This is a genomic window from Acinetobacter sp. RG5, from assembly GCF_031844265.1.
Classification (GTDB): Bacteria; Pseudomonadota; Gammaproteobacteria; order Pseudomonadales; family Moraxellaceae; genus Acinetobacter.
This window is the reverse complement of record NZ_JAUZUV010000001.1, coordinates 322,388-337,744: the sequence shown is the minus strand read 5'-3', so window position 1 is coordinate 337,744 and position 15,357 is coordinate 322,388. Positions and strand designations below refer to the sequence as shown.

Sequence of the window (15,357 nt, the reverse complement as noted above, 5' to 3'; positions counted from 1 at the left end):
GAAGAAAACCCGCGCATGTCGCGGGTTTTTTTGTATCATCTATTTATAATTTTAAATGATTGATGGGCTTAAATGGCACAACGTAAAAAGCACACCAGCTTTTATCCATGGATTGATCCAAAAGATCATAACAAAGGTTTTAAGTTGAACTTCTCTGAAGTGACTTATCTTGAAGTGGGGCGGACTCCCGAGGGTTATAAGCAGGCTCAATTTGTGGCGCTGAAAAATCCTGAAATAGCGCTGGATTATGCTTATCCAGAATCATTTTATTTGAGTGCTGAAGGTTTTATTTTAATTAAAACCCCACAAGGCAAATATGAAATCATTGCAAAAACAGATAACTGTTAACAATGAATAGTCGTTCTAGAAATCAAAATCAGCGTGTGTTGCTGTCAACTCTGCCTGTTGAGTTAAAACCGTGGCTGTATGCATCGGGTTCACTCACGCAACAACTGACCGATTTGGCGCAAGGACAATTCCATGTCGAGCCAATTCAAGAGCATTTTCAGCGTTTAAGCTTTGCCAATGCCAAATGGATGCAGATGTCACATCAGCATACTTCCTGGGTGCGTGAAAGTTATCTCTACGGCTCGGAACAGTCTCCTTGGGTGAAAGCCAAAAGCATCTTTCCGATTTTAAGCCTGCAAAAAAAAGCCCGAATTTTTCAGCATATTGGCACCAAACCGATTGGCTGGTTTCTGTTTCAGCGCACTAATCCACTGTGCCAGCGCCGGGTGGTACTTTTAGATGAGGGCTGGACCCGTCAGAGCTGCTATACTTGGCACGGCTGTAAATTTATCGTACAAGAAACATTTTTACCGGCATTTGAACACTTTATACAAAATTCACGGGCTTGATTTTTATGGCAACCGCACAAGCAATCACCTGGCGTGAGCGTCTTAGCGCCTATTATTATCTTTGTCGTTTTGATAAACCGATTGGGACTGAACTGGTTTTTTGGCCTACCATGTGGGCGCTGTGGATTGCCGCTCAGGGAATGCCACGTATTGAAATTTTAATTCCCATGATTTTGGGTGTGATTTTTATGCGGGCAGCAGGCTGTGCCATTAATGATTTTGCTGACCGTAAAGTTGATGCGCATGTGGAGCGTACCAAAAACCGTCCGCTAGCGACCGGGATTATCAGTGCTAAAGAAGCCGTGATGGTATTTCTGGTTTTGGTGGCTGCCAGCGCCTGCCTGCTTCTTTTCTTGCCGATTGAAACTTTTTACTGGTCATTTGGGGCTTTATTTCTAGCGTTTATTTATCCTTTTATGAAGCGCTATACCCATTTGCCTCAAGTCTTTTTGGGGTTAGCATTTTCCTGGTCGATTCCGATGGCTTATACCGCAGTGGGGCAAACGCCGGATTTAACCTGCTGGCTCTTATATTTTGGCAATCTGGCCTGGACTGTAGCTTATGATACCCAATATGCGATTGCGGATCGTGAATATGATTTAAAGATTGGAGTGAAATCTACAGCGATCTTATTTGGCCAGCATGACATTCAAATTATTAGTGCTTTACAGGCCGTTAGTATTGTGTTGATTGCTGCGGCACTTTGGCTAGAAAATTTATTGCTTCCATTTGGTCTGGCTGCATTAATTGTTGTTGCTCTTGATTTTATTTACCAATGGATAAAAACACGTGATCGAGATCCTCAATGGTGTTTTTGGGCATTTCGTCACAATCGCTGGGTTGGCTTGTTAATTTTTTGCGGTATTTTTATGGCTTTGGTCGTTTAAAGATATTTATCTTAAAAGTTAAGTTGGCATAAAGCATCCTATTCGGGTGCTTTTTTTTATGCCTTAATGGAGCTTGCATGTAGTTTCATGCTTAAAAATAATGATTAAAAAGGATATCTTATGAAATTTACAAAAATAGCAGTTGCATTGGCAGTTTCTGTTTCCATGCTGTCGTTAACAGCTTGTAATGATGATAATGACTCATCTATTTTGACTCAGAAACCAACATTTATCTCAGAAGCTAATTATGCTTTGGATAGTGTCGATAGTAGCTCATCGATCAAGGTGATGACCTATAACATGACCAATGTACAGGGGAAAACAGCAGAAGCAACGGCTTTGGTATTGTTTCCTGATGCGCCGCAGCCTAAAGATGGCTATCGAATTGTAGTTTGGGAACATGGGACTGTGGGTGCTGGGGATGATTGTGCGCCGAGTAAGAATATTATTCACCCTCGTTTTAAAATATTAGCCAATAGTTTATTAGCAGCAGGTTATGTCATTGTTGCACCTGACTACGAGGGGCTAGGTACAAAAGGTGTACATCCTTATCTAAATTTATCTAGTGCAGCACAATCAGCAATTTTTGCTGTTAAGGCAGCGAAAGCTCATTATGGTACAAAGCTGAATGGTGAATGGATGTCGATTGGTCAATCACAAGGTGGACATGCATCATTAGGCACTGCAGAATTTGCCAATACAGATACCAGTTATAAGGGAGCAGTTGCAGGTGCACCAGCCTCAAGTTTAGGTCAAATTATTCAAATTTATCTTGATCCGAATTTAAATGTTGATACGAATGGTCAGCCTAACGCGCAAGGACTGAATCGATTGGATGAGCAGTTGATGCAAGTGCGTTATGCAGTAAGTATGGGACAGCTAACGGGTGCGCAAGGGCAAATGCTTATCAGTCAAATTGCAGATGGATATGCAGAGCTTTTAGCTTATGCGGCATTAACCAGTTCAGGTATTAAGGCGTATGAACCCAATTATGATTTGAAAAGTATCTTTACTGCAGATGCGGGCGTGATTGCAGAGCAAGCCTATGGTCGTACTGGTGATGAAGGGGCGTGTTTAAGTTATTCAGACCCGAACAGTGCGAATGGTCTACAAGAACAGTTTAAAGCTGGGATACTTGAATTCTTAAAAGATTCAAATCATATGATTTCTCAGTATGGAATTAATTTAAATAAAATCCAAACAGATCCAGTGGTTCAGAAATTCTTGCTTGATAATCAGCCTGCAACTAACGCAACTGCGGCTAAAGTGATTAAAACACCAGTTTATATTATTCAGGGTGCAGATGATCAGGCTGTATTGCCACCTGTTACTCAAGCATTGGTTGCTAATATGAAATTACAGGCAACCAAATATTTCCCACAAGCCGACTATTCAAGTAAATATGAGTTGGATGTTGTACCAAATGCGAGTCATACGCAAGCGATAGTGTGTAGAAATGAAAAAGCTGTCGATTTTATTCAAGCACACATGCCTGCAGGAACTGGCATCGTACTAACTAGTGCGCAGAAAGATGCAAGTACCAGTCCGCATTGTACAGGCACTGCAGCAACCAATTAATTTATGTTGATTCAAAAAAAGGAGCTAGTCTCCTTTTTTTATGTAAATTTTGGGCTTAACAAAAGCCTGTGAATACAAGACTTGAGCTATGCCTTTATTTTGTTATATTGGGCACAGTAATTAAATGAAGAAATGAAAGTAGGTTTTATGTCTGAGCAGCCACAGCCCCGCAACATCAAAAAGTTAGTGATCTTTGGTACGCTTGCACTTTGTATTCCGGTATTTTTAATTAGTATGGCATTTCTTGCAATGAATAGTGATGCTAAAAATCAGGAAAAATACAAGCAGCAGCAGGCAGATATGATTGCACGTATTGAAGCACGAGAAGCTGCGGAAAAGCTCAAAGCAGAGCAGGATGCTAACGCAAATTCAACACAAGCTGCGTCTGAAAGTAGTGCAACAGCACCTTAATCTATCTAAGATCCCTTTGCACTTATCTAATACTGCAAATGTCTGTGTAGTAGATAGTTGCATCGTTTGTCGAAAACTATTTCATTTGATTGTAGATATTTGATATTTCGTAACTAAGCAATCCGAACTCTAAAACAAAAAAATATAGCCATCAATCATACGATCGGTGGCTATATTTAAATCATCTTAAAGCAATTCTTCGCGCAATTGCTCAGGGGATTTAATTGAAAGTAGGGCGGGTGCTACATCTAGGGCTGTTTTAGCACCATATTGCTGAGTTTGATTCAGGCGGTAGCAGGCACGGGCATAAGCCACTAGAACACTTGCAGTAAACTCCGGATTGCTATTCAGCTTTAAAGAAAACTCAATCACCTGTTTTTGTGCATCACTGGTATTACCACTACGAATGACAAAACCGCCATGTGGCATATCCTGATGATCTTTCAGTAATGTTTCCTCACTGATAAAATTCACGGTCGTATTATAATCCGCAAAATAATCAGGCATGCTGACGATCGTTTGTTCAACTGTTGCCGCATCAGCCCCTTGTTCCAATACCACATAACAGTCACGATGATGTTTATCTTTGGTGCTTAACTCAGGTCGTGTGCCACTGCGGACTTGTTCAATCGCATCAGTAGATGGAATGGTATATTGAACACCAGCTTTCACCCCTGCTACACGGCGGATCGCATCTGAATGTCCCTGGCTTAAACCTTTACCCCAAAAAGTATAAGTTTCGCCATCTGGTAATAACGCTTCACCAAACAAACGGTTAATCGAGAACATGCCAGGATCCCAGCCAATAGAAATCATAGCTGTTTTTTTGTTAGCAAGGGCAGGTGCATCGACTGCAGCATAGTATTCCGGAATACGTGCATGCGTATCAAAACTATCTACAGTATTGAATTTACTTGCAAAGATAGGCGCCTGTTGTGGCAAGTCATCTTTAGAGCCGCCACAAAGAATCAGCACATCAATTTTATCGCTAAACTCATTTAATAGTGCATCCATGCTATACACTTGAGTTTCTGCAAAGCAAGGAGAGACGCCGCTTGGTGAGCGGCGAGTAAAAATACCGACAAGCTGCATATCAGGATTTTTCTGGATGGCAGTTTCAACACCGCGGCCAAGATTACCGTAACCCGCGATACCAATACGAATAGAATTTTGCATAAATAAACGATCACTGAATAAAAAAACAACGCCAAAAATAAGCAAGGTGATGATGGCCAGAAATGGAACAGGCCAATCAGGTCATCTGACTTATATTTTGTTTTCGAAAGGATTATAGAGCGATAATTTAAACTTTATCACCCTAATCCTGCAGAAAGGCAGGTTTAACTGAGAATGCTTGTGATGAGACGCTAAATTGGACGAGGATAGGTTAGTTTTGAAGCATGAAAAGCTGCCGAGAAATTAAAAGCGGAGCAGGAGGCTTTGATTAATCCAATTCAAGCTGCAGCGAGAAATATCGAAATTGCAGCTTAATTTATTTTAAATCCCTTTGCAGTTGTCTGATAGTCGGAATCTGGGTGTATCGAATCACGGTATAGCCTGCTGCAATCAGCATGGCATCGCGTTCAGCATCTTCCTGCTCTTTGCCAATATGGCTCGGATCATCCAGTTCGACAATCGCCACTACATTATATTCACGATCAAGTACCACGAAGTCTGTGACTTTGCGATTAAATTGATTGCGCATTTTCATCTGATCGTGCGTGATCAAAGCGCTAAACGCGACTTGTGCCAGAATGTGATGATGAGGAAAGGCATCTTTCAGACGTGTAAACATCCTGCTTTCAAAAGCAGTAATGACGCGCTTCGGATAGAATTTCTTTTGACGGGTGAAGAGATGTGGGAAGAGCAGGCAAACTAATGCAAAAGTTGCCAGGCAGCCAATCACAAAAAATATAAACTGACTCAAATTAAACACAGATCACAAAAGGGGAGAATAAAAAAACCCACTTCGCAATGAGTGGGTTTCTTCAGAATCTTGGCTCTCCCACCTGGGCTCGAACCAGGGACCTGCGGATTAACAGTCCGTCGCTCTACCGACTGAGCTATGGGAGAATAGATTGGCTCTCCAACCTGGGCTCGAACCAGGGACCTGCGGATTAACAGTCCGTCGCTCTACCGACTGAGCTATTGGAGAATCTGACAGCGATTATAGAGAGATTTGAAAAGGGGTCAAGGCACTTTTAGAAAAAAGCTGCAGAAATTGAATCAAGTGTTTTAAAAATAGTCGAAAAGGTTTGTAGTTCAAACTGTTATGTTTATGTAAACCGGTTCTAATAACAAAATCGCGATCAGCCTGAATTTTGATAAGTGATCTGGATCATAAGAAATGAGAGGTTGATCGCACATATAAATCAAGATGATCTCAATTTAAAAAATACAGCTATAAAAAAACCCACTTCGCAATGAGTGGGTTTTTTAGAATCTTGGCTCTTCCACCTGGGCTCGAACCAGGGACCTGCGGATTAACAGTCCGTCGCTCTACCGACTGAGCTATGGAAGAATAGATGGCTCTCCAACCTGGGCTCGAACCAGGGACCTGCGGATTAACAGTCCGTCGCTCTACCGACTGAGCTATTGGAGAATCTGATCGGCATTTTAGGGAGGAATAACCAGGTCGTCAATCAATTAATGTAAAGAAATGAATTGTTTGCTTTATTAATATTCATTTAGTGCCTAAAAATAAAAAAATCACCCGAAATGGGTGATTTTTTTAGCAAAGAAATAAAAAATTATTTCTCAACACCTGCAGGCTGACCTGCATATTTCGCATTTGCATAATCCCAGTTTACTAGGCTTTCTAGGAAAGTAGAGATGTACTTAGGACGAGCATTACGGAAATCGATGTAGTAAGCGTGTTCCCAAACGTCAATCGTCAACACTGCAATTTTACCGTGCGCCATTGGCGTATCAGCATTTGAAGTTTTCATGATTGAAAGCTGACCGTTTACTTCGTCAGCCACTAACCAAGCCCAACCTGAACCAAATTGAGTAGTTGCAGCAGCAGCAAATTCTTCAGCAAATTTTTCATAAGAACCGAATGCTTCGTCAATTTTCGCAGCCAAAGTACCAGTTGCTTTACCGCCACCGTTTTTAGCCATACAGTTCCAGTAGAACGTGTGGTTCCAAACTTGAGCCGCGTTATTAAAAACACCCGCTTTAGAAGCATCACCAGCAGTTGCTGTAATAATTTCTTCTAGAGTTTTGCCTTCAAGCTCAGTACCAGCGATCAGGTTATTCAGGTTAACCACATACGTATTGTGGTGTTTGTCGTGATGGTATTCTAAAGTTTCTTTGCTGATGTGTGGAGCAAGATCTTCGTAGCCATAAGGTAATGCTGGTAAAGTAATGGTTGTCATGTTTTCAATTCCTTGCATTTTGCTGGGTTTTAACAATAAGTGGCTTTATTGTAATAGATAATCGGGCAGAAATGGGCATCGTGTATAAATAACAATACAGAATAAAGCCTGAAAATATATGAATAAAGCCACTGATCATAACCGTCAGTCGAATTAAATCGGATTGTTTAATTCGAAATAATCATACTCAATATTAAACTGTTCTGAAATAGCCTTGGCCAAGCGTTGCACACCGTATTTTTCAGTCGCATGATGGCCACAGGCATAATAATGGACATTCAGTTCCTGAGCTTCATAAAAGGTGCGTTCGCTCACTTCACCTGAAATATAGGCATCACAATCTTGTAGTGCCGCTTTTTGAATATAATCCTGCGCACCACCGGTACAGAAACCGACTTTATGGATTTGAGTTTTTTCAGCAGGAAGATGAATCGCATCAAAGCCCAGCTTTTCTGAAACATAATTTTTAAAATCTTCCGGACTCATTGGCTGTTTTAAATAGCCAATATTGCCAATCGGACGTTTTTCACTCGGATCCAGCTGTTCGATATTTTCGAGTTCCAATAAATCCGCAATGGCAGCATTATTTCCCAGAGTTGGATGACTGTCTAAAGGTAGGTGATAGCCAACCAGTGAAATATCATTTTGAATCAGGGTTTTAATGCGTTTACCACGCATTCCCGTAATTGGGTAGGCTTCTCCTTTCCAGAAATAGCCATGATGAACCAGCAATAAATCTGCGCCTTGCTCAATTGCAGCTTCAATGGCACTCTGGGAAGCAGTCACAGCACAGAGGATTTTATTCACCTCGGATTTGCCTTCAATCTGCAAGCCATTCGGTGCATAGTCCTTAAATTCACGTGCTGCCAAAGTTTGGTCACACCATTGAATAATATCGTTCAAATTCGCCATAAAATTCCTGTAAGTTTAAAAACTTGCCCATATTTATCTATAGGTCTAATTGTAACTAAAGCTGCACAAATCTCTGTGGAATTTTTTGTGTTTAGTTATGTATTTCGCATTACAATAGGACACAAATTACTTAGTCATCAACGAATTAAAATATTTTAGAGGATAGCAACGTGCGCCGCACCTTTACATGGTTACCCTGGGTGTTACTGATTTTAGTCATTATCGGTTTTTTGGGGTGGCAACAACTACAAAAACCAAAGGCACCAGTTGCGCCAGATGGTGTCAAAATGCCTGCTGAAAAAGTAGAGCCGTTGATTGATACGTCGCGATCAGGAGGCGTGGTCTCCTATAGTGCTGCTGTAAAAGTGGCAGCACCCGCTGTCGTGAATATTTTTACTACCCAAAAAGTCAAGCAACAGGCGCATCCTTTACTGACCGATCCGGTATTTCGTGAATTCTTTGGCGATCAGTTGCCTGACCAGTATGGACAAAGCCCGAATGAAAACAGTTTAGGTTCGGGTGTAATTGTACGTCCAGACGGTTATATCCTGACCAATAACCACGTGATTGCACAGGCCGATCAGATTGTAGTGGCTTTGCAGGATGGACGTCGTGCTGAAGCCAAGGTGGTCGGAACTGATCCGGATACCGATCTGGCTGTGATCAAGATTGAACTGACGCAATTGCCAGTTTTGCCATTTAAACTCAGTGGCAATGAAGTCGGTGATGTGGTTCTGGCCATTGGTAATCCTTTTGGTGTTGGGCAAACCGTGACGCAGGGGATTATCTCGGCAACGGGCCGTTCAGACTTGGGTATTAATACCTATGAAGACTTTGTGCAGACTGATGCTGCAATTAACCCGGGTAACTCGGGTGGTGCGCTGATTGATGTCGCCGGTAATTTAATTGGTGTGAATACTGCAATCTTCTCGCAGTCTGGTGGTTCGCTGGGGATTGGTTTTGCCATTCCGGCCAAAATCTGTCAGCAGGTGATGAATGCCATTTTGAAAGATGGCCGTGTGGTTCGTGGCTGGTTAGGGATCAGCTTATTACCTGCAGAGCGTGATGATGTTCTGCAACCTAAAGAAAAAGGCGTAACGGTCGCAGAAGTACTCCCAGATGGACCTGCTGCCAAAGCGGGAATCCAGCGTGGTGATAAAATTATGAAAGTAAATGAGGAAGAGATTAGTTCCGCCTCACATCTGATTAATTTTGTGGCTTTGCAAAAGCCAAACAGTACCATTCAGATTGAAATTGAGCGGGCAGGGAAAACCATGATGCTAGAAGTTGTGGTGACTGAACGTAAGGCACAAGACAGTGCTTCACAATATATTCCTCTACCAGGCCAGTAAGTTTGATCAAAAAAAATCCCTCATCATGAGGGATTTTTTTATGCAATTATTTCAGCTTGTTCTGATACAAAAGTGAAATATTAAGCGCTTTATAAATCATTTAGCTTAATGAAATAACATTAAAAGAGAAAATAAAAATGACTTTTATGACGGCAGATCAGGCCAAAATTTTATCCAATGTTGCTAACCTGGATATTGAAATGTACAAGCCCCGTCTGGCACAACTAATTGAAGATAATGCTCGGCAAGGCAATACAGCGGTACTGACAGTTTTTCCTAAACATCTACCACTGGAAGAAATTCACCATCTTTCAGCGGAGTTGACAGAGCTGGGCTATATCGTGCGCTTTGAGGTAGAGGAGTTCTATTACAGGTTCAATGTGTACTGGCTATAATTTTAACAATTGTTCAAAAATAATCCTGTTCAGGCATATATTTTGCTGTATTCATCTCATATTTAAACTATGAGAATTTTATGTCTTTATCTATTCATCCCGCAGTACAGGCCGATGCGCCTTATGTAGTGCTTTCCTCTGGGCTAGGTGGACACGCCAGTTTCTGGCATCCACAAATTGAGGCTTTGCAGCAACATTTTCATGTGGTGGCCTATGATCAGGAAGGTTGTCATTCGGATTCTGAACTGTTGCCAACGCCTTATTCCGTAGATCATATGGCCCGGCAGATTCTGGATTTATTGATCAATCAGGATATCCGTGAATTTCATTTTATTGGTCATGCATTGGGTGGGCATATCGGCATGCAGCTTGCGACTTATCAGGTTGATAAAGCGTTTAAGTTATTCAGCCTGACTATGTTGAATGCCTGGGGAGAACTGGATTCACATACCCAAAAATGTTTTCAGGCAAGGACTTCTTTATTGCTGAATAGCGGGGCAGAAGCCTATGTTCGGGCCCAAGCTTTATTTTTATATCCACCATACTGGATCTCAACACATATTGACCCATTAACCGAAGCAGAAAATAAGCAGCTCCTTGACTTTCCACCGATTCAAAATGTCTTGGCACGTATACAGGCAGTACAAGCTTTTCAACTAGAAGAAGTGCATCGGCAGGCACTCAAAAATGTTCCTGTACATCTGATTGCCAATCGGGATGACTTTCTGGTGCCATATCAATGTTCACAAAAATTGCAGCAGTTATTGCCACATAGCCGGTTTAACCTGCTCGAAACGGGAGCACATGCTTCTACGGTGACTGAAACTGCCCTGATTAACCAAAACATACTGCATTTTTTAAAATCAGCCTGATATTTTCAGCCAATAAATCTGTTTATTTAAGTCAGACTCTGGGTCTGACTTTTTATTTTTTCTAATCAATCATTTTTGTAGCATCAGCATGGTTTTTACTTCGAATTGATGCATGAACTGCAAATGCACAAATCGCTACGAGTGCACTTGAATGAAACAGTATGTTCAAAATTGACTCATAGGTAAAAATAGATATTTTACTAAAAATTCAAAAAATAAAATATTAAGTGTTTGATATTTATAAATTAAATATAGTTGGCACACGCTTTGCAATGTTTATCTTGTAAATAAAATTCCCGAAGTGGAATCAGAATTTTGAATAAGTGTTAAAAATAATGAGGTGTGAAAATGAAAATAGGTGTCTTCTGTCCAATCGGAAATAATGGCTGGTTACTCTCTGAAAATGCACCGCAGTACATGCCGACTTTTGAGTTAAACAAACAAATCGTACAGCGTGCTGAGCACTATGGTTTCGATTTCGCACTTTCCATGATCAAGCTGCGTGGCTTTGGTGGCAGGACTGAATTCTGGGAACATAACCTGGAAACGTTCACCCTGATGGCAGGTCTTGCTGCTGTCACCAGCAAAATTAAAATTTTCGCAACTGCTGCAACTCTGGTGATGCCACCTGCAATTGTCGCGCGAATGGCATCAACCATTGATTCGATTTCAAATGGCCGTTTTGGTTTGAATGTGGTGACCGGCTGGCAGCCACCTGAATATACCCAAATGGGCATGTGGCCAGGCAATGACTATTTTGGTAAACGCTATGAATATCTGTCTGAATATGTACAAATTCTGCGTGAACTTTGGGCTACTGGTAAATCCGACTTTAAGGGCGAACATTTCCAGATGGAAGACTGCCGTGTCAGCCCACGTCCACAAGCGGATATGAAAATTATCTGTGCAGGTCAGTCTGATGCAGGTTTAGAGTTTTCTGCACAATATGCCGACTATAACTTCGTATTTGGTAAAGGCCTGAATACTCCAACAGCTTATGCAGAAATTAATAACCGCCTGAAAGAAAAAACGGACGTGACTGGCCGTGATGTACAGACTTATGTGCTGTTTATGGTGATTGCAGCCGAAACTGATGAAGAAGCTCAAGCCAAATGGCAGCACTATAACGATGGTGCCGACATGGAAGCGATTAACTGGCTGATGAATCAGGGCGGTAAAGATACCACTTCGGGCACAGATACCAATATCCGTCAAATGGCTTCTAGCGTATCTCCAGTCAATATCAATATGGGCACCTTGGTAGGCTCTTATGAAAATGTGGCACGAATGTTGGATGAAATTGGCGAGATCAAGGGTACTGAAGGCGTACTATTAACTTTTAATGATTTTATTCAAGGGGTTGAAGATTTTGGTCAAAAAATCCAGCCCCTGATGAAATGCCGTGAGCATATTGTCATTGAAGGTGCAGAACCAGTTTTGGAGAAAAGCGCATGAGTGAATCAGTGGTAACAGCCGGTTTTACTGAAAAACTCGGCACAGGGAAAACACTTAAAGCGGAACCCGAAGCGATTTGTCTTGTACCAGAACAGACAGCCCTGATTGTGATTGATATGCAGAATGCCTATACCTCTCAGGGCGGCTATCTGGATCTGGCGGGCTTTGATGTCTCAAAGACCAAGCCGGTGGTTGAAAATATTAAAAAGGCTGTTGATGCTGCACATGCAGCCGGTATTCAGGTGATTTATTTCAAAAATGGCTGGGATGCCGAATATAAGGAAGCGGGTGGTACAGATTCTCCAAATTTCCATAAATCCAATGCCTTAAAGACCATGCGTAAACATCCTGAATTACAGGGACAGTTACTGGCCAAAGGTAGTTGGGATTTTGAACTGATTGATGAGTTAAAGCCATTGCCACAAGACTTGGTGATCGAAAAACCTCGCTATAGCGGTTTCTTTAATACCGCACTGGACAGCATGTTGCGTGTCCGTGGCATTCGCAATCTGGTTTTTGTCGGAATTGCCACCAATGTCTGCGTGGAATCGACCCTGCGTGATGGTTTCTTTCTGGAATATTTCGGCGTGGCGCTGGCGGATGCTTGCCATCAGGCCGGTCCAGTCGAAGCCCACGAAGCCAGTTTGTACAACATCAAGACCTTCTTTGGCTGGGTGTCCGATACTGCAAATTTTGTCGAAACCTTTCAAAAAGAAAGTGAATCACTTGAAGAAACTAAATTGGCTGAAAGTGCCTAAAGAATTAAAGATCAAGATTAAGGAAAAAACAGTATGCCTAAAGAAGTCATTATTCCAGCAGGAACTTCAAAACCGTTAGCGCCGTTTGTACCGGCAACCAAGGCAGACAATATTGTCTATGTGTCAGGCACATTGGCCTTTGATGAAAATAATAACATCGTGCATGTCGGCGATGCAGCAGCACAGACTCGTCATATTCTGGAAACCATCAAGCGCGTCATTGAAGAAGCCGGTGGCAGCATGGACGATGTGACTTTCAATCATGTATTTGTCAAAGATTGGGCAGATTATGCAGCGATTAATGCCGTTTATGCAGAGTATTTCCCGGGAGATAAACCGGCACGATATTGCGTACAGACGGGTTTGGTCAAACCTCATGCGCTGGTCGAAATCGCCTCGATTGCCCATGTATAAGTCGAACCACCTGATTCAATCTCATCTATATCAGCCCTAAGTCTGTCACTGAAAACTGACTTGGGGCGGGGGGAACAGCATGAATGCCAAACTTTCTAAAATCATCGATGACGTAGTTGCAGAGAATAATGCATCAAATAAGGTTTTAAAGACTGAAACCGCAGCTGAAGTATTGACCCAGGTCGATCAGCAGATTTTCCGTCAGGGCATGTCTAATCTGGGCGCTGCAGTGAATGTGATTACCACACACGGCACGGCGGGACAGGCAGGATTTACGGCATCAGCGGTCTGTAGTGTGACTGATACGCCACCGACTTTGCTGGTCTGTCTGAACCGTTCAGCTTCGGTTTATGAAACTTTCAAGAATAATCAGGTGTTGTGTGTGAATACCTTAGCCTCACATCAGCAGCATCTATCCAATCTGTTCGGTGGAAAAACACCGATGGCAGAGCGTTTCAGTCAGGGGAACTGGAAAACGTTGGTGACCCAGTCACCTGTACTTGAGGATGCCTTAGTCAGTTTCGACTGCGAGGTGGTCCAATGTTTATCCGTAGGCAGTCATGACGTGCTGTTCTGTGAGGTGAAAGCCATGTGCCAGAGTCAAGGCAATGCGCTGATGTACTTCAACCGTTCTTACTGTGAGCCACACAAAATGTGCTAATTCAATTCAATCCTAATCAAGGAGGGGAAGCCGATGCAAGAAAAAGAAACGTGGTTTCCAAAATTTAAGCCTTACCAAGGCAATCTCGATACCACACCCGTGCAAACAGATGAATATCTGCCTGCTGGAAAAAGTATTATTCTCGGGTTGCAGCATGTGTTTGCCATGTTTGGCGCAACCGTGCTGGCACCCTTATTAATGGGGTTTGATCCCAATCTCACGATTTTCATTACCGGGATTGGGACCATTTTATTTTTCCTGATCACGGGCGGTCGATTGCCTAGTTATCTGGGATCCAGCTTTGCCTTTATTGGTGCGGTCGTCGCAGTTACAGGTTATTCCGGAGTTGGTGCGAATCCTAATATCGGACTGGCGCTTGGCGGTACCATTGCTTGCGGTATTGTCTATGCCTTGATTGGGTTGCTGGTCATGAAAACCGGTACTGCATGGATTGAAAAGCTAATGCCACCGGTAGTCACGGGCGTCATCGTGATGATTATCGGCTTGAATCTGGCACCTGTCGCGATCAAAAGTGTTTCAGCCAACCAATTTGATTCCTGGATGGCATTGGTCACCATTATCTGTATCAGTGTGATTGCCGTGTTTACCCGTGGGATGGTACGCCGTCTGCTACTGTTACTGGGCTTATTGTCTTCCTACCTGATTTATTTCCTTTTCACCAATGTGATGGGCTTCGGACCTGCGATTGACTTCAGCAAAGTCGGTGAAGCGGCATGGTTTGGTTTGCCGAATTTCCAGAGTCCAGTCTTTGAAATGAATGCGATGCTGATGATTGCACCGGTGGCCATTATTCTGGTCGCAGAAAATCTTGGGCATTTTAAAGCGGTATCCGCGATGACTGGTAAAAATCTGTCACCGTATATGGGCCGCGGTTTCTTTGCAGATGGGGTTTGTACTTCATTATCCGCTTCTGTCGGCGGTACCGGCATGACCACTTATGCTGAAAATATCGGTGTGATGGCAGTGACCAAAGTGTATGCAACCACCGTGTTTATCTTTGCCGGGATCTTCGCCATTTTGCTGGGACTTTCACCTAAATTTGGTGCGGTGATCAGTACCATTCCAGTAGCTTTATTGGGTGGCGCATCGATTGTGGTCTTCGGGTTGATTACTGTGGCGGGTGCCAAAATCTGGGTGGATAACCATGTTGATTTTACCAAGAACAGTACCCTGATTATTGGTGCGGTGTGTCTGATTATGGGGACAGGTAATTATAGCTTGCAGATTGGTGGTTTCGATTTGGGTGGTATCGGTACTGCGACTTTGGCTGCGATTTTGTTGAACCTGTTCCTAAATCGTGGTGAAGATAAAGAATTGCCTGAACCTGCATCGACCGCAACAGAAGTTGAGGTTAAGCCAGTCGCTTAATATAAGGAGTATTTTTTGAGTCATACAGTTGCATTTTTA

17 protein-coding genes and 4 tRNA genes are annotated in these 15,357 nt (G+C 42.6%); 13 read left to right on the top strand and 8 right to left on the bottom strand.

Translation table 11 applies throughout. The features are described 5' to 3' along the window. Window positions 1-72: 72 nt before the first annotated feature. From Q9R21_RS01685 to Q9R21_RS01665, 5 genes are all read left to right on the top strand, one after another. Window positions 73-348 carry a hypothetical protein gene (locus tag Q9R21_RS01685; protein ID WP_004279642.1) on the top strand — a complete coding sequence of 92 codons (276 nt, stop codon included), beginning with the start codon at window positions 73-75 and terminating at the stop codon, window positions 346-348. A 2-nt stretch (window positions 349-350) separates the two neighbouring features. Further along, complete coding sequence (locus Q9R21_RS01680; RefSeq protein WP_004279643.1) at window positions 351-857, top strand: chorismate lyase; 507 nt, start codon at window positions 351-353, stop codon at window positions 855-857. Between the two features lie 5 nt (window positions 858-862). Next, window positions 863-1,744, top strand: a complete 882-nt coding sequence (ubiA, locus tag Q9R21_RS01675; RefSeq protein ID WP_243475418.1) for a 4-hydroxybenzoate octaprenyltransferase — start codon at window positions 863-865, stop codon at window positions 1,742-1,744. A gap of 120 nt (window positions 1,745-1,864) precedes the next feature. Beyond that, a complete protein-coding gene (locus Q9R21_RS01670; RefSeq protein ID WP_311203588.1) occupies window positions 1,865-3,322 on the top strand; it encodes an alpha/beta hydrolase in 1,458 nt (485 codons plus the stop codon). A 147-nt stretch (window positions 3,323-3,469) separates the two neighbouring features. Then, window positions 3,470-3,733, top strand: a complete 264-nt coding sequence (locus Q9R21_RS01665) for a hypothetical protein (protein WP_311203587.1) — start codon at window positions 3,470-3,472, stop codon at window positions 3,731-3,733. Between the two features lie 186 nt (window positions 3,734-3,919). Here the strand turns inward: Q9R21_RS01665 and Q9R21_RS01660 are convergent, their stop codons facing one another. The 8 genes from Q9R21_RS01660 to Q9R21_RS01625 all read right to left on the bottom strand — a co-directional run bounded on the left by Q9R21_RS01660 (window position 3,920) and on the right by Q9R21_RS01625 (window position 8,022). Next, entirely contained in the window at window positions 3,920-4,909 is a 990-nt protein-coding gene (locus tag Q9R21_RS01660; RefSeq protein ID WP_311203586.1) for a diaminopimelate dehydrogenase, read from the bottom strand. Between the two features lie 316 nt (window positions 4,910-5,225). Further along, the gene (locus Q9R21_RS01655; RefSeq protein WP_004279650.1) at window positions 5,226-5,669 is read right to left on the bottom strand and encodes a DUF2726 domain-containing protein; all 444 of its coding nucleotides are present in this window, start codon (window positions 5,667-5,669) and stop codon (window positions 5,226-5,228) included. 61 nt (window positions 5,670-5,730) lie between these two features. Continuing rightward, window positions 5,731-5,806: transfer RNA gene (locus tag Q9R21_RS01650), tRNA-Asn, on the bottom strand. 6 nt (window positions 5,807-5,812) lie between these two features. Then, window positions 5,813-5,888 (bottom strand) — tRNA-Asn (locus tag Q9R21_RS01645). 290 nt (window positions 5,889-6,178) lie between these two features. After that, window positions 6,179-6,254 (bottom strand) — tRNA-Asn (locus Q9R21_RS01640). 5 nt (window positions 6,255-6,259) lie between these two features. Beyond that, window positions 6,260-6,335 (bottom strand) — tRNA-Asn (locus Q9R21_RS01635). A 148-nt stretch (window positions 6,336-6,483) separates the two neighbouring features. After that, window positions 6,484-7,110, bottom strand: a complete 627-nt coding sequence (locus Q9R21_RS01630) for a superoxide dismutase (RefSeq protein ID WP_004646486.1) — start codon at window positions 7,108-7,110, stop codon at window positions 6,484-6,486. A gap of 153 nt (window positions 7,111-7,263) precedes the next feature. Then, window positions 7,264-8,022: a Nif3-like dinuclear metal center hexameric protein gene (locus Q9R21_RS01625; RefSeq protein ID WP_253175257.1), complete on the bottom strand. Its 759-nt coding sequence runs from the start codon at window positions 8,020-8,022 to the stop codon at window positions 7,264-7,266. Window positions 8,023-8,192: 170 nt separating this feature from the next. On the opposite strand from Q9R21_RS01625, the gene Q9R21_RS01620 reads away from it, so the two are divergent. The 8 genes from Q9R21_RS01620 (at window position 8,193) to rutG (ending at window position 15,318) form a co-directional block, all read left to right on the top strand. Continuing rightward, entirely contained in the window at window positions 8,193-9,374 is a 1,182-nt protein-coding gene (locus tag Q9R21_RS01620; protein ID WP_148334389.1) for a S1C family serine protease, read from the top strand. Window positions 9,375-9,511: 137 nt separating this feature from the next. After that, window positions 9,512-9,769, top strand: coding sequence for a hypothetical protein (locus Q9R21_RS01615; RefSeq protein ID WP_311203585.1), 258 nt, complete (start codon window positions 9,512-9,514; stop codon window positions 9,767-9,769). 80 nt (window positions 9,770-9,849) lie between these two features. After that, window positions 9,850-10,641 carry a pyrimidine utilization protein D gene (gene rutD / locus Q9R21_RS01610; protein WP_311203584.1) on the top strand — a complete coding sequence of 264 codons (792 nt, stop codon included), beginning with the start codon at window positions 9,850-9,852 and terminating at the stop codon, window positions 10,639-10,641. 348 nt (window positions 10,642-10,989) lie between these two features. Next, the gene (gene rutA / locus Q9R21_RS01605; protein WP_311203583.1) at window positions 10,990-12,096 is read left to right on the top strand and encodes a pyrimidine utilization protein A; all 1,107 of its coding nucleotides are present in this window, start codon (window positions 10,990-10,992) and stop codon (window positions 12,094-12,096) included. After that, complete coding sequence (rutB, locus tag Q9R21_RS01600; protein ID WP_311203582.1) at window positions 12,093-12,854, top strand: pyrimidine utilization protein B; 762 nt, start codon at window positions 12,093-12,095, stop codon at window positions 12,852-12,854. The genes rutA and rutB overlap by 4 nt, the downstream gene beginning before the upstream one ends. A gap of 33 nt (window positions 12,855-12,887) precedes the next feature. Beyond that, window positions 12,888-13,268 carry a pyrimidine utilization protein C gene (rutC, locus tag Q9R21_RS01595; RefSeq protein WP_253173297.1) on the top strand — a complete coding sequence of 127 codons (381 nt, stop codon included), beginning with the start codon at window positions 12,888-12,890 and terminating at the stop codon, window positions 13,266-13,268. Window positions 13,269-13,440: 172 nt separating this feature from the next. Then, window positions 13,441-13,929: an NADH-dependent FMN reductase RutF gene (gene rutF / locus Q9R21_RS01590; RefSeq protein WP_404976555.1), complete on the top strand. Its 489-nt coding sequence runs from the start codon at window positions 13,441-13,443 to the stop codon at window positions 13,927-13,929. A gap of 33 nt (window positions 13,930-13,962) precedes the next feature. Next, the gene (gene rutG / locus Q9R21_RS01585; protein WP_311203581.1) at window positions 13,963-15,318 is read left to right on the top strand and encodes a pyrimidine utilization transport protein G; all 1,356 of its coding nucleotides are present in this window, start codon (window positions 13,963-13,965) and stop codon (window positions 15,316-15,318) included. The last annotated feature ends 39 nt before the right edge of the window (window positions 15,319-15,357 follow it).